The organism is Bacteroidota bacterium (genome assembly GCA_016706865.1).
Classification (GTDB): Bacteria; Bacteroidota; Bacteroidia; order Chitinophagales; family BACL12; genus UBA7236.
Genome location: JADJIS010000001.1, coordinates 59,089 through 84,537, shown reverse-complemented (window position 1 = coordinate 84,537; position 25,449 = coordinate 59,089). Strand labels below are relative to the sequence as shown.

General features: G+C 34.8%; 24 protein-coding genes. 20 read left to right on the top strand and 4 right to left on the bottom strand.

Annotation, left to right across the window (positions count from 1 at the left end; genetic code table 11):
- Positions 1 to 80 precede the first annotated feature (80 nt).
- From IPI31_00365 to IPI31_00355, 3 genes are all read right to left on the bottom strand, one after another.
- A complete protein-coding gene (locus IPI31_00365; protein MBK7566257.1) occupies positions 81 to 539 on the bottom strand; it encodes a low molecular weight phosphotyrosine protein phosphatase in 459 nt (152 codons plus the stop codon).
- 218 nt (positions 540 to 757) lie between these two features.
- Positions 758 to 1,558, bottom strand: coding sequence for a hypothetical protein (locus tag IPI31_00360; protein MBK7566256.1), 801 nt, complete (start codon positions 1,556 to 1,558; stop codon positions 758 to 760).
- Positions 1,555 to 2,349, bottom strand: coding sequence for a hypothetical protein (locus IPI31_00355; GenBank protein MBK7566255.1), 795 nt, complete (start codon positions 2,347 to 2,349; stop codon positions 1,555 to 1,557). The genes IPI31_00360 and IPI31_00355 overlap by 4 nt, the downstream gene beginning before the upstream one ends.
- Positions 2,350 to 2,388: 39 nt before the next feature.
- Between IPI31_00355 and mnmE the strand changes: the two genes are divergently transcribed.
- The 7 genes from mnmE to IPI31_00320 all read left to right on the top strand — a co-directional run bounded on the left by mnmE (position 2,389) and on the right by IPI31_00320 (position 7,387).
- Positions 2,389 to 3,765 carry a tRNA uridine-5-carboxymethylaminomethyl(34) synthesis GTPase MnmE gene (mnmE, locus tag IPI31_00350; protein ID MBK7566254.1) on the top strand — a complete coding sequence of 459 codons (1,377 nt, stop codon included), beginning with the start codon at positions 2,389 to 2,391 and terminating at the stop codon, positions 3,763 to 3,765.
- 248 nt (positions 3,766 to 4,013) lie between these two features.
- Positions 4,014 to 4,364 carry a helix-turn-helix domain-containing protein gene (locus IPI31_00345; GenBank protein MBK7566253.1) on the top strand — a complete coding sequence of 117 codons (351 nt, stop codon included), beginning with the start codon at positions 4,014 to 4,016 and terminating at the stop codon, positions 4,362 to 4,364.
- Positions 4,365 to 4,369: 5 nt separating this feature from the next.
- Complete coding sequence (locus IPI31_00340; protein MBK7566252.1) at positions 4,370 to 4,774, top strand: hypothetical protein; 405 nt, start codon at positions 4,370 to 4,372, stop codon at positions 4,772 to 4,774.
- Between the two features lie 15 nt (positions 4,775 to 4,789).
- The gene (locus IPI31_00335; protein MBK7566251.1) at positions 4,790 to 5,770 is read left to right on the top strand and encodes a hypothetical protein; all 981 of its coding nucleotides are present in this window, start codon (positions 4,790 to 4,792) and stop codon (positions 5,768 to 5,770) included.
- A gap of 39 nt (positions 5,771 to 5,809) precedes the next feature.
- Positions 5,810 to 5,998 (top strand): hypothetical protein, encoded by a 189-nt coding sequence (locus tag IPI31_00330; protein MBK7566250.1) that lies wholly within the window; start codon positions 5,810 to 5,812, stop codon positions 5,996 to 5,998.
- A gap of 149 nt (positions 5,999 to 6,147) precedes the next feature.
- On the top strand, positions 6,148 to 6,900 hold the full coding sequence (locus IPI31_00325) for a hypothetical protein (protein ID MBK7566249.1): 753 nt from the start codon (positions 6,148 to 6,150) through the stop codon (positions 6,898 to 6,900).
- A gap of 16 nt (positions 6,901 to 6,916) precedes the next feature.
- Positions 6,917 to 7,387, top strand: a complete 471-nt coding sequence (locus IPI31_00320) for a phage integrase SAM-like domain-containing protein (protein ID MBK7566248.1) — start codon at positions 6,917 to 6,919, stop codon at positions 7,385 to 7,387.
- 412 nt (positions 7,388 to 7,799) lie between these two features.
- On the opposite strand, the gene IPI31_00315 is transcribed toward IPI31_00320, so the two are convergent.
- A complete protein-coding gene (locus tag IPI31_00315) occupies positions 7,800 to 8,618 on the bottom strand; it encodes a transposase (protein ID MBK7566247.1) in 819 nt (272 codons plus the stop codon).
- 209 nt (positions 8,619 to 8,827) lie between these two features.
- Here IPI31_00315 and IPI31_00310 point away from each other — a divergent pair, with 209 nt between their 5' ends.
- The 13 genes from IPI31_00310 to IPI31_00250 all read left to right on the top strand — a co-directional run bounded on the left by IPI31_00310 (position 8,828) and on the right by IPI31_00250 (position 25,422).
- Positions 8,828 to 9,493, top strand: coding sequence for a tyrosine-type recombinase/integrase (locus tag IPI31_00310; protein ID MBK7566246.1), 666 nt, complete (start codon positions 8,828 to 8,830; stop codon positions 9,491 to 9,493).
- 10 nt (positions 9,494 to 9,503) lie between these two features.
- Complete coding sequence (locus IPI31_00305; protein MBK7566245.1) at positions 9,504 to 10,697, top strand: hypothetical protein; 1,194 nt, start codon at positions 9,504 to 9,506, stop codon at positions 10,695 to 10,697.
- 90 nt (positions 10,698 to 10,787) lie between these two features.
- Entirely contained in the window at positions 10,788 to 11,123 is a 336-nt protein-coding gene (locus IPI31_00300) for a helix-turn-helix domain-containing protein (GenBank protein MBK7566244.1), read from the top strand.
- 2 nt (positions 11,124 to 11,125) lie between these two features.
- Positions 11,126 to 12,055, top strand: coding sequence for a hypothetical protein (locus IPI31_00295; protein ID MBK7566243.1), 930 nt, complete (start codon positions 11,126 to 11,128; stop codon positions 12,053 to 12,055).
- Positions 12,056 to 12,769: 714 nt separating this feature from the next.
- Positions 12,770 to 16,048 carry an AAA family ATPase gene (locus IPI31_00290; protein MBK7566242.1) on the top strand — a complete coding sequence of 1,093 codons (3,279 nt, stop codon included), beginning with the start codon at positions 12,770 to 12,772 and terminating at the stop codon, positions 16,046 to 16,048.
- Positions 16,045 to 17,388: a hypothetical protein gene (locus IPI31_00285; GenBank protein MBK7566241.1), complete on the top strand. Its 1,344-nt coding sequence runs from the start codon at positions 16,045 to 16,047 to the stop codon at positions 17,386 to 17,388. Before IPI31_00290 ends, IPI31_00285 begins: the two co-directional genes overlap by 4 nt.
- Positions 17,389 to 17,515: 127 nt before the next feature.
- Positions 17,516 to 17,671, top strand: coding sequence for a hypothetical protein (locus IPI31_00280; GenBank protein ID MBK7566240.1), 156 nt, complete (start codon positions 17,516 to 17,518; stop codon positions 17,669 to 17,671).
- A gap of 377 nt (positions 17,672 to 18,048) precedes the next feature.
- Positions 18,049 to 18,243, top strand: coding sequence for a hypothetical protein (locus IPI31_00275; GenBank protein ID MBK7566239.1), 195 nt, complete (start codon positions 18,049 to 18,051; stop codon positions 18,241 to 18,243).
- 29 nt (positions 18,244 to 18,272) lie between these two features.
- Positions 18,273 to 18,473 carry a hypothetical protein gene (locus IPI31_00270; GenBank protein MBK7566238.1) on the top strand — a complete coding sequence of 67 codons (201 nt, stop codon included), beginning with the start codon at positions 18,273 to 18,275 and terminating at the stop codon, positions 18,471 to 18,473.
- Between the two features lie 197 nt (positions 18,474 to 18,670).
- Complete coding sequence (locus IPI31_00265; GenBank protein MBK7566237.1) at positions 18,671 to 18,997, top strand: hypothetical protein; 327 nt, start codon at positions 18,671 to 18,673, stop codon at positions 18,995 to 18,997.
- 242 nt (positions 18,998 to 19,239) lie between these two features.
- Positions 19,240 to 19,863 (top strand): hypothetical protein, encoded by a 624-nt coding sequence (locus tag IPI31_00260; protein MBK7566236.1) that lies wholly within the window; start codon positions 19,240 to 19,242, stop codon positions 19,861 to 19,863.
- Between the two features lie 22 nt (positions 19,864 to 19,885).
- The gene (locus IPI31_00255; protein MBK7566235.1) at positions 19,886 to 20,617 is read left to right on the top strand and encodes a hypothetical protein; all 732 of its coding nucleotides are present in this window, start codon (positions 19,886 to 19,888) and stop codon (positions 20,615 to 20,617) included.
- A 1,055-nt stretch (positions 20,618 to 21,672) separates the two neighbouring features.
- Positions 21,673 to 25,422, top strand: a complete 3,750-nt coding sequence (locus IPI31_00250) for a S8 family peptidase (protein MBK7566234.1) — start codon at positions 21,673 to 21,675, stop codon at positions 25,420 to 25,422.
- The last annotated feature ends 27 nt before the right edge of the window (positions 25,423 to 25,449 follow it).

The window sequence follows — 25,449 nt, the reverse complement described above, 5'->3', positions numbered from 1 at the left end:
CTGTTTTTCCAACAAGAATTCGGCTGTTCCCGTCAAAAAAGGACGGGCAGGCATCTGTACATTGGTACATTTTTGGCTGTTCATTGGTACATTAATTCCTTCATTATCTCCTCACACGCTTTATCCAACATTTCGTAAACAGTTGCATATAAATCATCATCATAATACGGATCCGGAACGGCTTTATTTTTTCCTGGTTCTACTAAATTCATTATCAATTCCACCTTATTTTTATCTTCCTCATTTATTGCCATATTTACTACGTCGCGATAATTAGAACTATCCATAGTATAAATGCGATCAAATTCAGAAAAAAGTTTTTGTGTAAATTTTTGCGCCTTTTGTTTACTAATATCAATGCCATTTATTTTCGCAATTTTCTGCGAACGGGGATCAGGTGCTTCACCTATATGCCAACTTCCGGTTCCGGCGCTTTGCACTTCCCAATCTAATTCAGCCTCCTTTATTTTATGTCTCAATATTCCCTCCGCAAGCGGACTCCGGCAGATGTTGCCCAGGCAGACCATTAGTATTTTCATTGCATAAAATTATAACAAGAATCGGAATTTTTGCATTCTCCTTTATGAGTAATGAGTTATGAGTAATGAGTTTGATCCTCTAAGCATTGATACATTTTTGTCCTCAATAAAATGACCCTAAAAAATAACCAATAATAATTTTCTCTCCACTCGGAGCTACTGCTTTTTGGTAGTTCTAATTGTCAATTATCAATTGTCAATTTTATTACATTTTTCAATTAATAAAAGCTATACTCATAATAATGCTCCACCCTAAATCCATCTTCAATTGTTATCATATTTTTTGGGAGACCATTTTCGAAATAAAAATAGGTAGTGGAAAAAACAGGTATTGCATCGGGTGCGGTATCGTAAAAGGCTTTCATTTCGGTTAGTTGGTTTTTATCGTTGTAGGAATAAACCATCCTGTTATAAAACTCGCCGTTCATACTAAATAATTCTTCCGTTAATCTGTTTTTTGCATCCCAGGTATAGGTTGAAAAATCAGTTTCCACCATGATCATTTTATCCAGATAATTACCTTCTGCGTCTACTTCAAATCTTGCGGATTTGCCAATTCGTTTGATAATAGTTCCCGCTTTATCATACTCATATGTATTTTCCCTTGATTCTGCACTGGCAAAAATGGAGGTTACCAAATTATCTTTTTTATCGTATTCAAATCCAAGTGTCATTGGGAACAGGTCGTATCCAAACATGGTTATAATTCTTATTCTTCCATCGGGAAAATAGGTGTATTCATCTTTCATCGTGTCAATGGGTTCTTCATCATAAGCAGGTTCGCCATTGTCGAAAGTAGTGCGGATAAGCCAGCCATCTTCTGTAAATTCAGTTATAGAAACACGTGTGGTTATACTATCTTCATCACGCATTATTTGTGTCTGGGTTTTTACCTTATTCTTTTTATAGGCATCAAATTGAGCAGAATTATAACCTATATCTCCGGGCCTGAATTGACCGAACATGGAAACGTTAATTAATATCCCCGACAATAATAAAACTAAAGTGATCTTGTTCATGTTTCAATATTTTGTTTGATAAAGTTAAGACAAATATTTTTAGCAGTCTCTTCTTGTCCGGGTGGGACAGGTACACGTAATTCATCGTAGGTGCTTCCATTGCGGGTTTTCCAGTGGATTTTAAACTCCAGTATTTTAGGAATTTCCGAGTCTAGAAATTTTATAGAAGAGGTCATTCTGTTCTCTGAGAATAAAATGAATGTAAATTCATTCAGACGAACGAAATTTTCTGTGATCAACACCTTTTTTCGTTTTCTAACAGAGCGAATTTTATTTAGGCCGAGTGAACGGCGCATTAAAACAAGAAATACTCCTGCTATCAAACATATTAAAAGTGCTGTTGTCCATTCCGCATATCGGTTTAAAATTATGGCAATTGTACCGAGAATAACGAAACCGATAAGGAAATATATATTATCTGAGTTGCGATAATTCTTTTCGTTTTTAATAAATTGTTGCCAAGTTATTTCATCAATATCCCATTCCCCTTTTACAATAGACCCAGCAACTTTTGGCGTTTTATTTTGCGTGGCATTTGGTGCAATGGAAATGTTTTCCTCGTTAAGGATCTTTTCCAGTTTTTCCTTTTTTTTGGAGGAACGAATATATTGTAATCCACCGAATAATAACAGGAGGCCTGACAGAAGTAAAATTAAAAATAAAATGCCCGGAAAATCGAAATCAATAAACTTTATACCGCTAAATCCTATCGCCGTAATTATGATTCCCAGAAAAATGAATAAGCCACCGGCAAAATATCCGAAACTTATGGATTGTTTTTCATCTATCATTGGTTACAAATTAACTGAATAGCAATACCTTCGCATAGAATGCAAATTACTGATCACAAAGATACAATTGTTGCCATAAGTACAGCGCCCGGAGTTGGCGCTATAGCAGTTATCCGGTTGTCGGGGGAGGAAGCTATAAAAATTACTGATGAAATTTTTATCGGAAAGAAACTTGCAGAGGTGTCAAGCCATACCCTTCATTTTGGTGTTATTGAAAAAAATGGCACTAAGGTGGACGAAGTGGTTGTTGGTATTTTCAAGAATCCGAAATCTTACACCGGTGAAGATATTATTGAAATTTCCTGTCATGGTTCACCTTTTATTCAACAACAAATTTTGCAACTCATAATTTCCAAAGGTGCTCGATTGGCGAAACCCGGGGAATTTACCATGCGCGCATTTTTAAATGGTAAAATGGATCTGAGTCAGGCAGAAGCAGTTGCAGATCTTATTAATGCACAAACCTTAGCTGCACATGATATCGCATTAAAACAAATGCGTGGCGGATATAGTGAAGAATTAAAAAAGTTGCGTTACGAATTAATTCATTTTGCTTCCATGATAGAACTGGAACTTGATTTCAGCGAAGAGGATGTGGAGTTCGCCGAACGCAGGCATATGCAATTATTAATTGAAAAGATCAATGTAATCTTAAATGGTTTAATAAAATCTTTTGAATTAGGCAATGTAATTAAGAATGGAATTAATACAGTAATTGCAGGCAGACCTAATGCAGGTAAATCCACTTTATTAAATGCTTTATTAAATGAAGAGCGGGCAATTGTTAGTGAAATTGCAGGAACTACAAGAGACACCATTGAAGAAGAATTAAATATTAACGGAATTATTTTCCGTTTGATCGACACTGCCGGAATTCGCGAGGCAAAAGATGAAATTGAAAAAATGGGAGTTGCAAAAACCATGGAAAAAATTGCATCTTCCACCTTATTAATTTATGTTTTTGATGTGAACAACATGAGTTTGGAAGATGTAAAAAATGATCTCGCATCTTTAATTTCCTCCGGCGATAAAATGTTATTGGTTGCAAATAAGATCGATACTCCCGAAGGTGGAAAATTACTCGCCAACTTTTTCGAACTCGAACCCGACGCTTACATTTCCTCCCTCCAAAAAACCAACATCGAAGAACTCAAATCCTCCATGTATAAAAAGATCGTCACCGAAGACCTCAACATCGGCAACATCATAGTCACCAACGCCCGCCACCTCGAAGCCCTCCAAAAAACGCGCAGTTCCCTTGATGAAGTTCTTAATGCAATCAACAGCGAGATAAGTGGAGAGTTGACGGCTTTGCATATTCGTTATGCGTTGAATGCGCTTGGGGAGATAACTGGGGAGATAACGAATGATGATTTGTTAGATGATATTTTTAGGAATTTTTGTATTGGAAAGTAACCAATACGCAACATTCTGACACTAAACTCACGCAAAACCTTACTAATACAAGCATTTCAGCACATTTTTCACCCTTTCAGCTAACTTTTATTCCGCAATATTACCTGTATTTTAATTGGGTATTTGTATCTTTGTTGTACCCCAAAGGATTGGGGGTACAAATTTCAGGGCACGTCCCTACTTTTTGGTGAAATCATGGCACACAGTGTCACTTCCTGACGCTTAATGTCTCTAATTGACACAGAGAAATGAGTACAAACATACAAGTACAAAGGGTTTGTGAGCATTGTGGAACTACCTTCACAGCAAGAACCACAGTTACGCGGTATTGTTCACACAATTGCAATAGAAAGGCTTATAAATCGAACCTGAAAAGGCAGAAGATCGAAGCCAGCGATAAGAAAACTAAATTCACTATTTCCATTCCATTTTCAGAGTTACGTGCTAAACCGTTCTTGAGTATTGATGACACAAGCAGGCTCTTAGGGGTAAGCAAAAGGACAGTTTATAGAATGCTTGTTAGAGATGAATTGCAAAAGGGAAAAGCGGGAAGAAGGACATTGATAAAACAATCTGATTTAAATAGATTATTTCAATAAAAGTTATGAAAACTATAATTATACTCAGCTCATCAGGATTTACCGATGCTATTTTATTTGCATTCATAGTCGGATTAATTATTTATTTATGGGATGCTATTGGCTTTGGGCATACAGAAGAAATTAAAAATATTACTCCAATTAAAAAAACAAATAAAAATATTACTCCCATCAAAAAAACAAATAAAAATATTACTCCCATCAAAAAAACAAATAAAAATATTTCTTCTAATCCGAACGAACCAGCTTTTAATCAAGAAACGCGGGTAGTTGTGTATAAAAAAATGAGAGATTCCTTTGAAACTTCATATCCATCGGAAGAGTCAATCAAAAGGATGAATGATCATTTCTTAAAAAGTAACCCAGAAGATGAAATAATATACCAACAAAACAAACGAAAAAAAATCTAAACCTCAATATTTAAAATGGCAACAAAAGTAAAACTCAGACAAAAGAAAATCTCAGGGGAGAGGCAAAATCTATATTTAGACTTCTATCCTGCAATAGCACATCCCAAAACAGGTGAACTCACCCAGCGGGAATTTTTAAAACTGTATTTATTCTATAAAGGAAAACATAAAACCGCAAATATTTTGATTTTATCCGCAATGCTTTTATTTGGTTGCCAGCGTGAAATAAAAATTACAAGTGATTTGTCAGAAAGTAATTTATATGGCAAGGTTAAATCATATCGCGAAGTTGAATATAAAGCAATAACAAAATTTGGAAAAATTTTAAAAGGAGAAATAAATTCAAGCAAAGAAATATTTTTTAATAAAAATGGAAACATGATGGAACAGATTTCGAATTACAGTGACGGGAGTCTTGAATATAAGAATACTTACAAATATGATGAAAATGGAAACTTGATTGAAGATAGTAGTTCATATTGGGGATTTAATAGCGTTTCTAAATATTTGTATGATGAAGCTGGGAACTTGCTTCAAATGGATTACATGAATACAGAAGATAGCCTTATATTAAGATACATTTATAAATATGATATTGATGGAAGGATGGCCGAAAATAGTAGCTATAATTCTAATGGCGAACTACATGAAAAAATTAAATATAAATATGATGAAATGGGAAACATTGTAGAAACAACCTCGACCAATCCAAATCCACTTCTGAATGATATAACTTATTATAAACATGACTTAAAAGGAAATATGCTTGAAGTGAACTCGAAGTATCCAGATGGCAGCCAAAATTATTTAAACACATACGAATATGATGAAAAAGGAAATGTGATAAAAAGTCACAAGGAAGGGATAGTCTTTCACAATGTAACTGAACTAACGTTTCAATATGAATTTGACAAAGTGGGAAATTGGATTAGTATGATTAGTTTCAAAGGCGAGGTTGCAGAAACCTTGACTGAAAGAACAATAAACTACTATTAATACTCTCAAGAGTCATTAATTAATAATTAATTAAAAGAAATGGCAACAATTGTATACCTCAGGCAAAAGAAAATTTCAGGAAATAGGCACAGACTATATTTAGATTTCTGCCCTGCAATTTCACATCCCAAAACAGGAGAACCTACCCAGCGGGAATTATTAAAACTTTACCTATTTGACAAACAATATAATAAAGAATCATTGTTAGTAGCACAAATGGAGATGTAGAATTGAACCGTTTTTTAGCGATCAGCTAATGGGCAGTTTATAGATTTTTGATTTGAATGAATTGAATAGAAAAATGCCTGAAGAAGAACATTAATTAAGCATTCAGTATTAAATGGATTTTTTAACACCAACCAATATAATGTCGAAACATGAAAATTTTTAAAGTCAATCCAAAGTATCTTGCCAGAGAAGTTATAGTTTTTTTTGCATTCTTAGCAATTTTGTTCGTTTTTCTTGTTTGCCTTTTAATTTACAAAGCTTTAAACGACAAACGAAGAGGCGATCTCTGGGCCGAAAGAGAAAAAATTGAACATGGAATTGATTCACTGCATTTTGATTTAGATGGAAAATTGGAATTGCGAATTAAATTGTACCATGTATTAATGAAGAGTAGAAATTTTGATATTTATACGAACGGGCTTGAAGCTCCTAATGCTCGAATGCTTGATACCCCAACCTATATTTTTAATGCAATTTTAGACTTGCAATTGATTGATTCACTTTGGAATGATGCTTTTTATGAAAGAATTGAGACGGAATTTGAAAACGATTATTCAAATTTATTTAAAACAGGACATGCAGAAATTATCTCTCATCACTTTGTAGTCCGAGATAATTATATTTCAGATGTTTTTGATTTTCATTCCAGCGAGGAGTTAAAGCATTTTTTCGCGCAAAATTATTTAACAGACAAAGATTATCTATCGCAACAAAAGATCATAGAGTTGAATATTCAGTATGTAGACGCCGACTCTCATTATCTAAAACTTTATAACAGAAGAATTGAAGATTATAGCAGCTTATGGAAGATTTTGGGTGTTGTTTGCTTAATCCTTTTTACAATCATATACGTTTGCAGATATTCTTATTACGCTATTAAGTGGGCTAGAAAAAATGTATAAATTCAACAATTGAATCATGACAACAAAAGTAAAACTCCGTCAAAAACGAATTTCGGGAGACAGACAAAGCCTCTATTTGGATTTCTATCCTGCAATACCTCACCCCAAAACTGGTCAACCCACCCGGCGGGAATTTTTAAAACTTTATTTGTTCGATAAAGCAAAATCGCCGATAGATAAACAGCACAATAAAGAAACTTTGCAGATAGCTGAATCAATGAGACAGAAAAAGGAAAATCAGTTGAACAAACCTGAAATTTATACTGATTTTGAAAAAGGGCAATTAAAAATCAAGGAGCAAGGAGAACGCAACTTTGTAGAATACTTCAAAGTGTTAGCCGATAAGCGCAAAGAATCTAATTATGATAATTGGGCATCATCTTATAAGTATCTTGTAACCTTCACCAATGGCAATTTGAAGTTTTTTGACCTCAATGAAAAGTTTTGTAATGACTTTAGGGATTATCTGTTGTATAGCATCACATAGGTAACACTTTTGGTCACTCCCTAGAGATCCTTGTATTTTGGGGTTGCCCTTAAGGGCGTTTAAGGGTCGATTCTATAGCAATACATAGGTAACACTTTTTCCCTTTGGCTTTAAATCAAACAAGAAGGTTATTTATTTTTTATTGTCATTGGATAATGAAGTATCTCTTTTATTTCGTCATTTTGGCGGATAATAAGCAATTGATTTTCAATATTAATTATGGCCACAACATAACTGTATTTTAATTCAGGCTTCATAATGAAAACCTCGTTAGCCAAATGAAGTTTTAGATCGCTTCGAATAAATCTGATATAAAAAATATTCCCTTCTGTTAGTGGTATTTTAATTTTTGGGTTAAGATTAGGCAGATGTATCGTGCCATTATAATAAGTAGGTGATAATTGTAACGATTTTACTTGATCTGGTGTTTTTGCCCGTGTGCACTGTAGCGATGATGACTATTATGGAACTGTATAAATTTTTGTTCTTGCATAGATAGATCTTCCAGATTTTTAAATGTATGCGTGTTCACAAACTTCTTCTGATAAGTATTATTAAACTGTTCGATCTTGCCGTTTCTCCAAGGTTCTCCTAAAGGAATAAAAATAACGACTACCCCTAGGCTAAGAGCAAAGCGCACAACATTTCCATAGCTTCTGGGGAATCGGTTGCTTCCCCGGAATGCTAATTCATTATCCATTTGTAAAGCGTCCGGTATGCCATGTATTTTCCAGAAGGAAGCAATGGCCTGAAGAATGTTTTCTGATGCTTTTGTGCGAACAGCTTCTACAAAACAGGTATGAGAACTTATATCTAAAATATTGACGCTATAGTATCTTCCATCACCTTTAATATATCTAGGCCCCACCAGATCTAATTGATGGGTATGAAGAAATAATTCAGGATATTCTATGGGTGATTTATAACCTGATGGCTTTGTATTTAATCCATGTTTTTTTATTAATCGATTGATTGTCCATACCGAAGGAATAGGTTTAATTCCACGAAGTTCGCATTGGTATTGAATAGAAATTGCTCCGATTTGCGCCATCCTTTCGTTTACCAATTCCTTTCTGATTTGCAGAATTTGCGCCTCCAACTCAATGGATAAAGTTGAAGAGTTTTTTTTGGGTGCCTTACTTCGATCTTTAAACCAACTAAGTTCATCAGTTCTAAGGTTATATTGGTTTATCCAGTGGTGAACCCATTTGCGGCTTTTCTTAAATACCATTGCAATATGAGTTACATGTTCACCCTTTAAAAACCTTTGGACCGCCTCTTGTCTTTGCTGATACGAATTCATCACCTTTTTAGATGAGTATCAACCTTTTATGCTAAAAAACAAAATAAAGTGTTACCTATGTAGTGCTACGATAAAAAGTGTTACCTATGTAGTGCTATTTATCAAATTATCTACTTACTACTAAAAGTAACAAGAGCATCAAAACAAAACTCGCTCAAAACTCAGCAGTCTCTTATTTCAACAAATTTAAAGCGGCAGTAAAGCAGGCTTATAAAGATGGATATTTAAGTTATGATCTTAATTCTAAGATAGAACAAATCAAATCAGCTGAAACCCGTCGAAATTATTTAACCATTGAAGAATTGAACAAACTCAATAAAACGGAATGCCAAAACCCACTGTTAAAACGGGCTGCTATTTTTTCGGCAATGACAGGATTAAGATTTTCAGATATTCAGAAAATGGAATGGGATGAAATTGAATTTGTAAAAGGACAAGGTTACATTATTCATTTCAAGCAGCAAAAAACAAAGGGAATTGAGGAACTACCAATTTCTGAACAGGCATTTGGATTATTAGGTGAGCGACCGAATGCCGGCGGAAAGGTATTTGAAGGATTGGAATATTCAGCATATCAAAACAAACACCTCTACCAATGGATAGGAGCAGCCGGAATCACAAAGGACATAACATTTCATTGCTTCCGGCATACATATGCCACGTTGCAATTAAGCAGCGGGACAGACATCTACACTGTTTCAAAAATGCTTGGGCATAGGGAATTGAAAACGACTCAGATTTATGCTAAGGTGATTGACCAGAAGAAGCGCGAGGCAGCAAACAAGATAAAATTGGACCTTTAAAAAATTAAGTATGGGATATGTTTTTAGCAGTGACGCAGATTTTGAAATGAGAAGGAATAATATACTTCCGGTTTTTTGGAATTATTTTAAATCAATAAAACAGGATGAATCTCAACATATAATAACTAAACTTAAACTTGAAGCTAATGAACTTTTAGACGGTGTCTCAGAAACAGTTGGAATCAGGAATTTGCAATATTATGTATTGACTGGAAATAATGAAAAAATGAAATCATTCTTTTCACAAAAGATAAAAGAATTAACCCTACACGTTAAGCAGAGGGTAGAATTAACTGATGAACAAAAGGTTGCAAATCAAATACACCTTTTATATTATGAATGCGATAGCATACCCTTTAGAACACTTTATGATAACATCACAACTATCTACCATTTTATCAGACCTGTTGCACCTGATTTTGATATTCTGCGTTTCTATAAGCAATTGTTTCGGCAGGTCGATTTTGAATCTCTAAGTGATACATATTCCAAGGAAAATAATTTTGAAGTTATAGAAAGCCCTCTTACCATAAGTGAGGGGTTAGAAGCATTAAGGAATATTTATTTAAACCTCTCCTATTGTAAAGACGAAGTTGGCATTGCTATAAATAAATGGCATTTAAAAATTGCTGAGCTTAGCTCCTCAGAGGTGATATTCGTAAAAAATCATCTTGTTGCTACCTTGGGATCACTAAAAATTCAAGCCATGACAAGAATTCCGGGAACCGACTTTTACAGCCGGTTTCAGCAAATTTCAAATTCTTTAAAAGAACAAGACAGACTCGGAGATTCTGACTACAAAATGTTGATTGTAAATTTCGCTGAAATAATGGCCAACGATTTGATAGGAACCTTTGAGATTATTATCGAAAGTTTAGATCGGATCATTCCAAAGGCTGAAAGCCTCAAAAATGAAAAGCCGACTGTAGGCAAGCGTAATCCTCAACTTCCCGCCCCCATTATTGGCCTCTTCTGTTATATTTTAAATTATTGCGGGCATATTCCGAAAGGCGAGAATGAGTCAATTCAACTCTATTGCAAGCGGGTCTGCGCTAAATATAACCTCCCCTATGCCGACCGAGTTAGGCAGAATTTCCGCGGGAATAACATAAAAAACAACAGGACCAGAGTATCCGAACTTATACTTCCACTGGTAGATCCAAAGACTTCTGACGCTATCTCAGAATATCTCAATAAGAAATAGGGAGCATCTCAAAATTTGTATGACAATTTGTACGTACAAGAAATCGTACACGGGCATTGGCTATGATTTCTTTGCACAAAACAAAGATTCATGGAATCAATAACAATTAAAGAAATTACCCCGGCTGAACTTCAGACATTGGTTGAGCAATCAATCCGAAAAGTATTATCGGAACCCAAGTCTGAAATTGAACTAAGGGAAACCGATGAACTCCTAACAATTTCAGAAGCTGCATCATTACTAAAACTTTCAGTTCCCACCATTTACGGTTACGTCCATCGCTCGGAAATCCCTGTCTCCAAACGCGGGAAACGACTCTATTTCTCCAAACAGGAACTTCTGGCCTGGATTAAGGAGGGCAGGCGGAAAACGATGTCCGAAATTGCCCAGATGGCATCATCACGTTTACAACGAAACGGACTCTGATTATGGGAAAGCAGGTTTCGTACTCCAGAGAGAGAATCTTTACATTAGGCCAAAGTGGGACAGGTTTACCAAACAACATGACTAATAAAAAAGATATCACTGTTGATGGTAGGGACAATGAAGCAATAATATTAACTGCAAATATGACGGATAAAAGGTTAATGGACTTAAAAATTCCTGATAATCTTGTTCAGGTTGCAAATATTAATGGAAAACTAAAACTTGTTGAGTTTTGGTATTCCGTTAAGTCTATTAAAATAGATGGAGCGTTATGCGCTGATGATTACCCAAAGATTTCAAAAATAATCGGAATAGCTGAAAAAACAAACTATAAGAATTTATTGAAGCTACATAAGGAAGGACTGGCAATGAAGCAAGGTGAGTATTTTCAATTGTGTTCTTATAACAGGCTTTGGGAGTATTTAGGGTATGATGTATCGGAAGGTGGGGCGGGATTGTCCTATAAGGGATATAAAACAGGTATTAAGAGGATTAAAACAAGTGTATTAGAGTGTTCGGTTAGTTTAAGAGATTATTTGAGTTTACAGGCATTGAAACTAAATATTGAATTACAAGAAAGAGCAGTTATAAAAAAAGTTAAGAAGGAATTATTGGATACAGTAAAAAATGCAAGGGTCGCAAAAAGGATGATAAAATCCTTTGACTTAAAAAAACACAGTTACATTCGGAAATTTTTTCTTGAGATTGATTTTGATTGCACTTTAAGTTTACAGGGAATAGCAAATGTATTAGGCTTAAAAAGCATTAAGAATGCTTATGACCTGATTCAACGATTAGTTAAGGGTAAAGTATTAAAATACAAGCGAAGGGTTATAAAGGCAAATTGTTTTAATTTTTATGACTCCGCTTATTTTAAAATTAATGGCAGGGATTATGTTTCCTTACCTAACTTATATACCTTTCTCTTCTAATTCAATTAAAGTAAACTACTTGTTCTGCAAGTAGGGAGGAAGAGTTGGGGAGGAGGAGAGGGATATAGAGGAAGCATGTTGTACTAACAACAATTAATATAATACATTAAAGTAAGCTAACTAATAAAGAGAAGGAAGAGCGTAGGAGATGGAATGTGAGGGTTTGCTAAACACCTTATGACATACTTTTTATTTTGTTTGAACTGTTACCTTGCTTTGGATGAATGAGAATATTGAACTGCAAATCATATTGGCCCCAATATTTGGCAATGTATGACCAGAATATTGATATAACGCATTGGTTAAGAATAAAAGGAGAGGAATTGTGAATGCATATTGTAGCCCTAAATGCTTGTTTATGTCTGTTATGGCTGAGGAAACGAAGTATTGCATAACAATCTTCTATTAAAAGTCAACATCGCTATAAAGGGCTAAAAGACCCTTTTTTTGAAGAGTGAAAGTCGGTTAAATTTTCGGGAGTGTTTATATAACTGTGTGAAGTTGAAGATTGCGGCACGCGCCACGGTAACTTTAATCGAAAATTCAACGCTTTGTAGAATGCAGAAATGATTAATGGATTCCTTACATTCGCAAGTGCAACTGTTATGGCAAAGCTAATCAACGAAATATTAATGACAATAAATGCTATTCAATAAATATCAGTACAGTCCCAACCGACTTCTGAAAAGAGGTTATTCGCAAAGTACTATTGCTATGAGTGAGGCGGGCAAAGGATATTGGGTTAAGTGGATATTGGGAATTGATAAGTCGGACACCAAAGCAAAAATTTTATCGGACAAACTTCGCCACTTACAGAAAGCACGACACATAGCATTGCCAGACATCATTGAATATGGTTTTGACGAAGAGCAAAACGCCTTTGCAATTGTGTATGAACTTTTAGAAGGGGTGGAACTTTTTGAAAATAAAGTTTCTAAACTTAAAAGCCAAAGTGCAATCAGTAGTTTAATTGAACTTGCGGATTGTTTACAAGAACTGCATTTAAAATTTAAAATCAATCATGGTGATATTCACCCTGGAAATATTCTTATTGATAAGAACGGCCAATTTTATCTGATTGACTTTGGACTTGCAGACATCACAAAAACTTTAAGCCAAGAAAAAGCACTTGAAATTTTTGCAAGAGGTTTTGCAGCACCTGAAAAATTAAATAAACTTGGTTCAATAGGATTTCCGTTTCAGTCTGACATTTATTCACTTGGAAAAGTTGTGGAGTGGTTTTTTGATGAGAAACAAGAAAACATTGCAGAAGAACATAGCATTCAACTGCAAAAACTCTTTGCTGGAAATCCAGCAGACAGACCAACTTGGCAGGAGGTTTTAGATTTTCTAAGAAAACTTGCTGAGGCTTCAGAAACTGAAAGTGTTCAAGTAGCTTTTCGTTCAAGTGAGGCAAAAGAAATTTATTCATTGCTTCAAACAACAACGCCAATATTCGACGTTTCACCATCAAAAGGTGACAACTATCTATGTAATGTAATTCTTGGAAACAATGTTTGCGAAGGTGTTTTATGGTTAAAGAAGGAGGATACTTTAAAGTTTGATAAGATCAGGCCACTTATAGCAGACGATTACAAAGGATTAGAAAGAAGAAAAAAAGAATTACAAAAACTTCCGTTCAAATACACATTCACAACCGAACACAGACATAATAAAGCTGACCTGACTCCCTACTTTCAAAAATGGTTTGAGTTAAAGCAAAAACAGGTTTCACTTCGTGAAAACCGAAAAGTAGTAAGGGATGAATTAGGATTTTACAGTAAGTTACTTGAAAAGGAAAAAGAAGTTATTGCTAAAAATTCTTTGCGACTTCAATATACAAACTTTAAAGTAAACGGTGACGAAATTTTATTTCAAATAAAACAAAATGAAAAGTTCAGCACATTAGGTTTCATTCAAAGGCATATTGAAGAAGGTAATGATGTAAATTCAGAGGGCTTTGAATATGTAGTTTCAGCAAATGCCGACAGAAAACAAAACAAAGAAGCCGTTGAGTTTGCAGGGAAACCGTATGAGTTTAATACGCAAGACAACATCATTAAAATAAAGGGTTGTGAAAGATTAAAAACAGACAAAATCCCTAATTCGGGCTACTTATTTGAGAACACAAACAAAAAAGAAGAAGAAAAAAACCGCCAACTTGATGCAATAAGAAAAGTTGACAAGAACGAGGTTCAGAATCCCGACTTGATTTATTTTCTTTTTAAGCCGGATGAATTGCAAGCGGTTTATACTGATTACTCAATCGAGTTAGTTGTAAAACAAAAAGACACAAGCGGCTTGCCGCTTGTCTATTCTTACAACCAAAAAAGAGCAATACAAAACGCACTGCTCCGCAGTCCGCTTTCGGTAATTCAAGGACCGCCAGGAACAGGCAAGACAACTGTAATAACTGAGATTGTTTTTCAAATCCTATCACAGAAACCCGAAGCAAAAATTCTTGTCACTTCGCAAACCAACAACGCAGTTGACCAAGTGTTGGAGAACCTTTTGAAAAATGAAATTCCAATTTTACGTTTGAGTGGTATCACAGCTCCGAAAGTGCAAAGCATACGCAAACACACATTAGATAGAAAACTTGAAGGGTGGAAAGTGCAAATAAAAGAAGCAGCCGAAAAGAATTTTAAAAAAGAAAAAGAAAAATTCCAAAAATTACTACAAACAAAAAATCCATTTGCAGTTGCCATTATAGATTTTATTCTTGAAAATAAGGAATGGGGAAAAACGAAAGATAAAATTGAAAGCGCAGTAATCAGTGACCAGAGCCTAAAGGAACTGCACAGATTACCTGATGAGAAAGAAAAAGGAATTGAGAAAATTGATAAAGTTTTGGGAATAAATTTTTCAGACTTTCTTAAACTTCACAAGTTGCATCGTGATTGGATTGTAACAATAAATGCTTTGGACGAAAAGAGTGCTATCAACGATAAACTGATTGATAGCATTCGTGTAATTGGGGCGACTTGTAATCATATTGCAGCAAAGAAATACAACAAATACAATTTTGAGTTTGACTACGTGATAATGGATGAATCGGGTAAAGCGACAACATCCGAAGCGCTTGTTCCAATAATCACAGGCAAGAATTTAATTTTTGTTGGCGACCACCGACAACTTAGGCCAATGCTAACAACGACGCGAGAAGTTGAAAGTTGGTTGAGAGAAAAATTTAAGAAAGAAGCAGAGGAGTTAGAAGATTGGGACGACTATTTCAACAGAGCAAGTTTGTTTGAGCAAGTGATTACACATATAGAACCGGATTACAAAGCACAACTTACTCAATGTAGGCGTTCATCAGCGGAACAAGTAAAACTTACTTCAAAATGTTTTTACGAGTTGGTACTTGATGAAGCAATTGAACCAGTTTCAAGAGATGTTTCAGAAGAACATAACTTGCCTTTAGCAATTGAATCATCAATCTTTTTCATTGATATTGGAAGTCATTATAAAAATGAAACAGACAGTGATAAAAATAAATCCTCTCTAAATAAAGTTAGCGCTGAATTAATTCCAGAAATTTTAGAACATCTAAACAAGTTCGAGAAAATAAAGGATTACTCTTTCGGAATAATTACAGGTTACACAGCACAAAGCCGTTTACTTAAAAGAAATATTGATAGGAAAAGACAGCAACAGAAATTAAATTTCATTTGCAAATGGAATAAGCAGGAAGAAAAACTGGTCGTTTCGGTGGTTGACCGCTTCCAAGGCTTAGAAAGAGATATTGTGATTGTTGACTTAGTAAAAAGTGGAGCAGGCTGCAACTTAGGTTTCTTAGAAGTGCCGAACAGGATCAATGTTGCATTATCAAGACAAAAGAAATTACTTTTGATTGTTGGCGACTATTACAGCATCATAAATACAAAAACAAAACGCAGTAATGGAAACAAAGCCGCTTTACAGATTTACCTTGAATCAATCAAACCCGATTGGATTGTAAAAGCAGAACAGATAAAAGAACTTTTCAAATGACCGAAGAAGAAGTATATAAACAACTTAAAGATAAAGCACCGACAGGGTATAGATTGAACGAACTAATTCCGTTCAGCTATCCAGTTAGGAAATTGAAATTAGATGTGCTTGTAAACAAGCAGCCAGACGGTTCATTGGTGAAACTGTATAATGTTTTGTTGAGAGCAATTCAAGCAGGTTATCATTCGCAAGAAAAGCTCTTTGAGTTTTTAGGCTTAGGACAAACCGACGAATTTATTTTGAGAGAACTGTTTGCGTTACGAGAGAAAGGATATGTTGATTTGATTTCCCAAAAATGGATAGTAACTGATGAAGGGATTAAATTTATTCAAGATAATACAATTCTAAGAGTTGAAGAAGAAGATGAATTTGAGTTTCTACTTGATGGCATATCGGGAGAGGTAATTTCTGCCAAAGAGAATCTTTACGAGAAAGTCAATTTACCGAAACATTTAAAAAGCGTATTGAAAATAAGCAACAGAAATCCTGAACTTTTAGAGAATAAGTTTCAAGAATTGGCGGACACATTTAAACAAGAAAGCCAAGGTAAATCATACTTGATAAGTTATTTGCCGGATGAAATAAAGTTTGATAGTTTTAAAGATGGCGAAAGTGGACTATGGTGTAACTATTGGCTAATTGAGTATATACCTGATAGAAAAAGCAACAATGAATCTAAATTGGAAGTAAGAAACTTTGATTCTCTCAAAGAGATTAAACCGCTTACCGCGAAATTCAATGCTGAATACCGGCACTATATTTATTCGCTGAGCACTTCCGACAGAACGGCCTTTGAGGAGTTGACGGATTTAGTTGAAGAACCAATCAAAGTAGAGATTGTAATAAGTGATTTTAGCACCTTAACTATTTGGGAGACCAAACAAAAATTTATTGACGCACTGAAATGTGTAAATGAAAGAATCTTGATTGAAAGCCCTTGGATAAAAAGAGCAACACAAGATTACCTACCACTTTTTGAAAATTTATTGAAGGAGAAAAAACAATTGATAATTCTTTATGGCATTAGTGAGAAAGACGAACACGACATTTTGACTTTGAAGAAAGTAGAAGAGTTGCAAAGGCAATTCAAAGACACTTTCAAACTTATTCACTTGCCAACTCACTTTGCTGAAATTAGCTCAAAATTGACAGGCACCCACAGAAAACTTGTAATTAAAGACAACGACTTTTATATTGCCGGTAGTTTTAACTTTCTTTCTTTCAGCAAGAATGAGACGCAACGAGTAGCCAACGAAGAATCGTTACTAATTACTAAGGATGTTAAGAAAAAATGGGAACAGGTTTCAACGGAGTACTCAATTAAACTTTCCGACAAATAATAGTAGCCATTTTGCACAACAAAAAAAATTCAAGAAATGACAAAGGATAGCCTGATCTGGCAAAGATGGAGAAACATCAACAACGAGAAGAAAAAATTACTACTTTTTTAAAAGCTAACTTATAATTATGGACAAAGAAAAAATTATGGAGGAATTAAATTTGGTCAGGGAAGAAAAAAGAAAAGCAGTTGAAGCTAAAAATTATGAAATTTCTGCTAAATTACGCGACGAGGAAAAAGAGCTAATGATCCTTCTTGAAAAATCCAGTGATAAAGCAAAATAACACTTCGGATAATAAGTGTTTGGCTGTATAGTTTCACTGTTGCGCTCAAAGGCTCGCCCAATATAGTTTGTTCCACAATTTAAAGGAAGTGACAGACCGACAGGTCATCAATGCTATTTGTTAAATTCTGCATCTATTCAATTCAAAATTTAACTTTTGCATTTACCGTGGATAAACTTTGGAGTGTATGTTTTTCCCATTATGAAAAAAGCTCAAACCCTTTGATGGTATGAATAATAGTCGAAATCTGCTGATTTTGTGTTGTTGTTAATCAAGGTTTTGAAGGACTTGCTGAAGGATGAAATTCTATTATAAAATTGATTGTTTTTCTTTTGCACAATATTGATTTAGTCAAATTTATTTTGTATATTTATGTTATGAAAATGTATATTATTGAATTTGGTTTTGGCCAAAGGAAAGAAAAAGTTGAGAAAAAATTTAAAGGTTTTTTAGAAGCGCATAATTGGGCAGAAGCTCAGGCAATGATGAAGGGTTGCACTTCAATGGCAGTATATGACAAAGTTGCTTGTAACATGTTAAAAATGGTTAGCAATGATGGTCTAACATTATGAGAAAAAATAAATATATAATTAGGTATCAAGTGCCTAATATCTGCAAGGGAGAGGTATTCTTCGTTAGTATTGAAATGAAAATGGCTGATGATGCTGACATGATCGTTGTTTTCGGAAAAATAGTTTTAGCTTGCGCTCAACAAGTTTCTGAAATTAAAGGTGTGGAAATTTCAACTGAACAAGTAGTAATTGATTCCTTTAATTTAATGGATATTTGTTTAATAGCTTGATTATCGATAGCTATTAGGTGTTTACAAAACGTTTAATTACCTTAGTTCAATATTTGCAAATACCTATAGTGTTTACCTCCGAATTTAGAAATTGTCCCAAATGAGAGGTGAAGTGAGAATTAGTTAGCCAAGTAGGCCTATATTTGAAAAAAAAATGCCATCTTTAATAAACATTCTTAACCCTAAATTTAAGTATTATGAAATCCGTTTTTATTGCCCTAACAACCTGCATTCTACTATGCTCATGTAAGGATAGATATTATGTTGCTAAAATTCAGATTCAAAGTAGCGATTTAATGCTTAGAGTTGCGCCAACTATTGAAAATGTTTTGCATGTTACTTATATGAATGAACTTATTCTTGATAACAGTGTGGATGCTAATGGTGGTGGTGTGTTAAGAAGCGGTGATGGTGAAACCATAATAATAGGAGTGATAGATTTTAAGATATTGGAAAAAAAGGAAATCCTTATTGGCGAATATAATGAATATGGTGGCGCAGAACTGCTATATATAGAAGAATAAAATGGGTTATTATGAAAAAAAATAATATTGAAACTATTGTCATTGTTTTAAATTGCTCAGGTGGGGTCAGTTTGACTGGAATTTCCAATAATAGCAATGGTTTTAATGACCTTTGGGGTTGGACTTTTTGGAACTTTTACTGCATACGTAGCTTCAATTTTTGTAACGGACAATAAAACGCAAAAGGACAACGAAGAAAAATAGAAGGGCAGCTTGTAACTTATTAATTAAACCAAATCTATATGACTTTCAGAAATATTTCATTACTCATTACCATCCTTTCATTTATATTTTTATCATCCTGTAAGCAAAAGCCGGGTGATTCTGTCATTAATGAACTTTTGAAAAAGCAAGGTTTTCCGAAAGATTTAACGCAAGAAATGGATTGCCAAATAACGAGAACAAAAGGGTATAACATGTTTTTGCAAAAGGGATTAATTACATTCGAGAAAGCTGGATACCATGCATATTTTGGACAGGATTACGATGTGCACTTTACAGATAAAGGACAGAAATACGTGAAATCTGAATTCTATCAGAAAAGTGCTGGGAATTATATGGGTAAAAAACTCATGTCAGGGCGTTATGCACGCGTGGTGACTTCCACAATAACTCCAATGTGTTACGTACTTGGAGACTATAGTAAAGAAACAAATGGTTACCCAATTGAAGTTTATTGCATCTACAACTTGACCCCATTTGCAGAATATTATTCAGCACTAAGTGACTCTTACGAAGAATATCATGAGAAGGCTAAAAGTGATTTTTGGGCTCCACTGGATGCTCCTAATATTATTGAACTAAGTCAAGATTGGCAGAAAATAAAAACCAATAAATATGAAATACATTCTGGTTTTGTAACGTAATAAGGAAGATAAAAGTTGGAATTTGAAAAATTTTAAAAGTATAAGATGGTCAAACTCAGAATGTCCAAATGGTAGTATTAAATTAGAAACATCAATCCCTAAATCTGAAGACACCATCAATGGCACGTTAAACACAGATGTTAATCAAAATGCGGATTCTCAGAATTCAAAACAACAAGTGGATTTAGCGGCAACTGCAGATTTTATTTTACTTCCTAACAGTGATGATTTTAAATATTTCAATATCTATGATGGCCTTTCAATAAAAAATCTTCCCGATTATTTTAACAATATATTCGATATTAGAGCAATAGATAACAAAATTAATACGCTGGCAGAGTATAAAACCATTTTGGAAATCAATAATGTACCTCAGAATAGTTATGCGATAAGACTTAAAATTCCAAGTAGTAATATAGCATTCTCGAATGAACATGTTAGTATTTCAGACATTGATGTAGTATGTGTAAGAAAAGAAAAAGGTAATAACAAAGACTGGATTGTTTACCAAATTAGCTACATTGTTAACCTATCAGACGATGTTTCAGAACGAAATGGTGAAATTGGTGATTTAATCAGAAATCATGTTGAATCGGAATTTGGTCTAATTAAAAATAAAGCACATTATTATGATAATGGTATGGTACAATATGTTGCAAGTAATAAAAATTATCAATTCATCCTTACATATGGAGGTGAAAATAGGACAACTGGCAAGCCAATAATTTCTGTTGCAATTAATTATCAGCAATAATACGATAACCGATATTCAATAAAAATTATTAATTAACAGTTGTGAACTACCCATAACAGCTCATTTCAAATAAGCAGGATTTCGTATTAGGCAGACAGTTTAGTAGTTACCGAAAGTTCAGTTCTCCGAATGAACATTTGTGATAAAATGCCCGCTCATCGCAGGTCTACAAAACGTAAGCGATAATTGTAACAGACGACATAACAACAATGAAACGAATAGTATTAATATCTTGTGTTTCCAGAAAAGGAAAGAACAAAGTGAAAGCAAAAGATTTGTATAAAGGCTTCACAGCAACTTGTAACATTCTACAAGAAATAAGCGGCCAGAATTTGACAAGTAACGAAACTGGGATGCTGAAAACCGAATAGAGTAAGCGGATACTTTAAACCAATTTTTTATGAGCAAAGTAAAAATCTTTATTGTTGACAATGATTACCAAGCGGACATAAAAATTATGAGAAAGAATTTTCCAAGCTAAACAGCAGTTATGAAACTAAACATTGACGGCAAACCCATTTGGCAATCTTTTTATAACTAAAAAATAATATATTATGATGATATTATGCTTTAGTATAATCGGGGACAATTCAGGTGCATTTTGGACTATGAAACTACGTCCACATATAAGGCGGTAATGGAAATTTTAATTACTCTTGCCGTACTGCTGGCTTTTTATCTACTTATAACCTACAATCAAGAACAAAATATTCTCTCCAACCAAGAACGGAGGTTCAATTGTAACCACCTATAGTAGGGGGCAAGCCAATATCCTATGGCAAACTTGAACATTTAATAATAATAGTTAAATTTGACAAGGTTGCCCACACCTAAGTAAGCAATTCAGGAAAGATTGGCGTTTTTTAAGGAAGAGACTTATCTGCAAACGCCGGTCAAATTGACCACATTCCAGCATTTTTCTTAGGAGTTTGTAGGTAACATAACCATGTTAAAAAAAGTTCCTACCTTTATTTTCAAAGCCCAATTTTATGAAAAAAATATTTACACTCCTTTGCATTCTATATTCAATTTCTTCTTTCTCTCAAAATGTTCAGATGGATAGCATACGAAAACAAAAACTACATGAAATGGCAATTTCATTTAATCAACAATGGGAGCAGGAACATGCTAAAGTTTTGCAATATGCCGCTGAAAAAAATATCCCGACAGTAAAAGAATATAAAAACGGAACTGTAATATTATTAGAGAGAATTCAAAATGGATTGCCAATTTATATTTCAACAAATAATTTTAATGCAGCAAAAACTATTTCAACAAATAATGTATGGGCAGGAGGGGTTGCAGGGTTATCATTAAGCGGAGCAGGTATTACAATTGGCGAATGGGATGGTGGGAAAGTTCGTTCAAATCATCAGGAATTAACCGGAAGAGTTACATGGAATGACGGATTATTAATATCTAATAGCGACCATTCAACACATGTTGCAGGGACAATGATTGCAACGGGTATTCAACCAAATGCTCATGGTATGGCAAATAGCGCTCACATTAATTCTTATTATTATGAGAATGATATTTCTGAAATGACATCTGAAGCAGAAAATGGTTTATTATTATCCAATCACTCTTATGGAGCGCAATGCGGTTGGAATTATAATTCAGATGACCATATTTGGGAATACCATGGGGATGCGGATGTTGACCCTCTTGAAGATTATAAATTCGGATATTATGATACGAAAGCTAATCAGTTAGACAATCTTACAAATAGTGCGGACTATTATTTACCTGTTGTTTCAGCTGGCAATGACAGGGCGGAAATTGGACCAACTTTAGGATATGATGCCACATACAGAATATGCGAACCTATTTGTTTTGAATTCGCTGTGACAGGAGGAGAACCGCCCGGAGACAATGAACTTAATATAGGTGGATATGAATGTATTCCATCAGGAATTCAAACATCAAAGAATGCATTTGTTGTGGGTTCAGTCGCAGATATACCGGGCGGATATGTAAATGCTGGCGATATACATATCAGTTCTTATAGTTCATTTGGTCCTACTGATGACGGAAGAATAAAACCAGATATTGTCTCAAATGGAGAATATTTAATTTCCAGCGGTGCAGGTTCTAATGTTGATTATGATACGCTTTCAGGTACTTCTATGGCAACTCCAAGCGTTACTGGTTCATTAGCATTATTACAAGAACATTATTACAATTTATTTGGCAAATATATGAAGGCAGCAACTCTTAAAGCATTAGCTATTCATACTGCCGATACAACATCTCAATGGCCAAGCTATCAGGCGGGCTGGGGTTTGATGAATACTTCAAAAGCAGCACAAGTAATTACCGAAAGCCAAACAAACGTAAACAGGATTAATGAATTAACATTAAATAACGGTGATGCATTTTCTTTGCAACAATATAGCTATGGAACACAACCAATAAAGGTTACTATAGTTTGGAACGACCCCGCTTACCCTTATGCCTTGCCTTATGAAGTTGATAACCCCACAAGTGTTTTGGTAAATGACCTTGATTTGAGAGTAAGGAGATTATCAGACGGGACAATTTTTTATCCCTTTAAATTAAATAAAGATTTTCCGGCAAACTCTGCAACAAGGGGTGACAATTCAATTGACAATGTTGAATTTGTTTTTATCGGAGCTGTAACACCCGGCAATTACGAGATAATAGTTACGCACAAAGGAACTTTAACAGGTGGAAGCCAAGATTATGCAATGATTATTTCCGGTTTCAGCCAAATGCAGGCACCCGAAATTGAATGGCAGAATACCATTGGGGGAAGCAGTTCTGATTATCTGTATTCCGTCCAACAGACCACCGATGGCGGATATATTCTCGGCGGATATTCCTCTTCCGGTATTTCAGGCGATAAAACAGAAGCATGTTTGGGGGGGTCTGATTATTGGGTAGTAAAACTAAATAACAGTGGCGCTATCGAATGGCAGAACACCATTGGGGGAAATGGTGGTGATGTTCTATATTCCATCCAACAAACAACTGATGGCGGTTATATTCTCGGGGGAAATTCCAAGTCCGGAATCTCAGGCGATAAAACAGAAGCAAACATTGTGACGAGTTCTGATGATTATTGGGTAGTAAAATTAAACAGCAGCGGCGCTATCGAATGGCAGAATACCATTGGGGGAAGTTACTATGATCTTCTGCAATCCATCCAACAAACCACTGATGGCGGTTATATTCTCGGGGGATCTTCCTGGTCTGGTATTTCAGGCGATAAAACAGAAGCATGTTTGGGAATTTATGATTATTGGATTGTAAAGCTAAACAGCGGCGGTACAATCGAATGGCAAAACACCATTGGGGGTAATGATTCTGATTATCTGCAATCCATCCAACAAACAACTGATGGCGGTTATATTCTCGGGGGATCTTCCCGTTCCGGTATTTCAGGCGATAAAACAGAAGCATCTTTGGGAGGTCCTGATGATTACTGGGTAGTAAAACTAAACAGCAGCGGCTCTATCGAATGGCAGAATACCATTGGGGGAAGTTTAGATGATATTCTGTATTCCATCCAACAAACCAACGATGGCGGATATATTCTCGGGGGATATTCCAAGTCCGGCATCTCAGGCGATAAAATAGAAGCAGCTTTGACTGGAGGATTATATGGATATGATTACTGGATACTGAAACTGAATTCATCCGGCTCCATTGAATGGCAGAATGATATTGGAGGAACAGACGATGATTATTTATGCTCAGTTCAACAAACCGCCGATGGCGGATATATTCTCGGGGGATATTCCAAGTCCGGCATCTCAGGCGATAAAACAGAAGATAATTGGTATGTGGATCTTCCTATTACTTCCGATTATTGGGTAGTAAAACTAAATAGCAGCGGCGCTTTAGAATGGCAGAATACCATTGGAGGAAGTTATATAGATGCTCTGTATTCCGTCCAGCAAACTACCGACGGCGGATATATTCTCGCGGGATATTCTTGGTCCGATATTTCAGGCGATAAAACAGAAGCATCTTTGGGAGGTCCTTCTGATTATTGGGTAATAAAATTATTTGGAAATTGCATAACACCCACCGCCACAATTACCCCATCCGGTGCAACTACTTTTTGTAATGGTTTAAATGTAACATTACAAGCATCAACCGGTGCAGGTTATATTTATCAATGGTATAAAAACGATGTTATAATATCGGGTGCTACAGCATCAAATTATGTTGCAGTAAGTTCTGGAAATTATAAAGTAACAGTAACCTCAGGAACGTGTTCAGCAACTTCTTCTGAAACTGTTGTAACTGTAAATCCAAAGCCAAATGCTTTAGTAACAAATGTTGATGCAACAAATGATCTTTGTTTTGATACAAATATTAAATTAAAAGCTAATAATGGCGCAGGTTATACATTCCAATGGTATAAAGGTGCTACTGCAATTGCGGGAGCGACAAATTATGTGTATTATGCAACTACAACAGGAAATTATAAAGTAAAAGTTACAAATACTTACGGTTGTAATAAAACTTCTACTGCATATACTATTATTAACACGTGCAGATTATCTGAAGATGAAAATGCAGAACAGGAAATATCCATTTATCCAAACCCGAATAACGGAGAATTTGCAATTGAAATAAATAATTTAACGAGTAATGATTTAATCATTGAAGTTTATGATATAACAGGTAGAAAAATTCTTGCTAAAAAAATAAATACCGAAAATAATTATTTGAATACTATAATTGAATTACCAGATTATTTTAATGGTCTTGCTACAATGAAAATAAATGACGGAAATTCGGAAATAATAAAAAGTGTTGTTGTTAAATAAATTTTTATGAATAAAATATTTATTCAC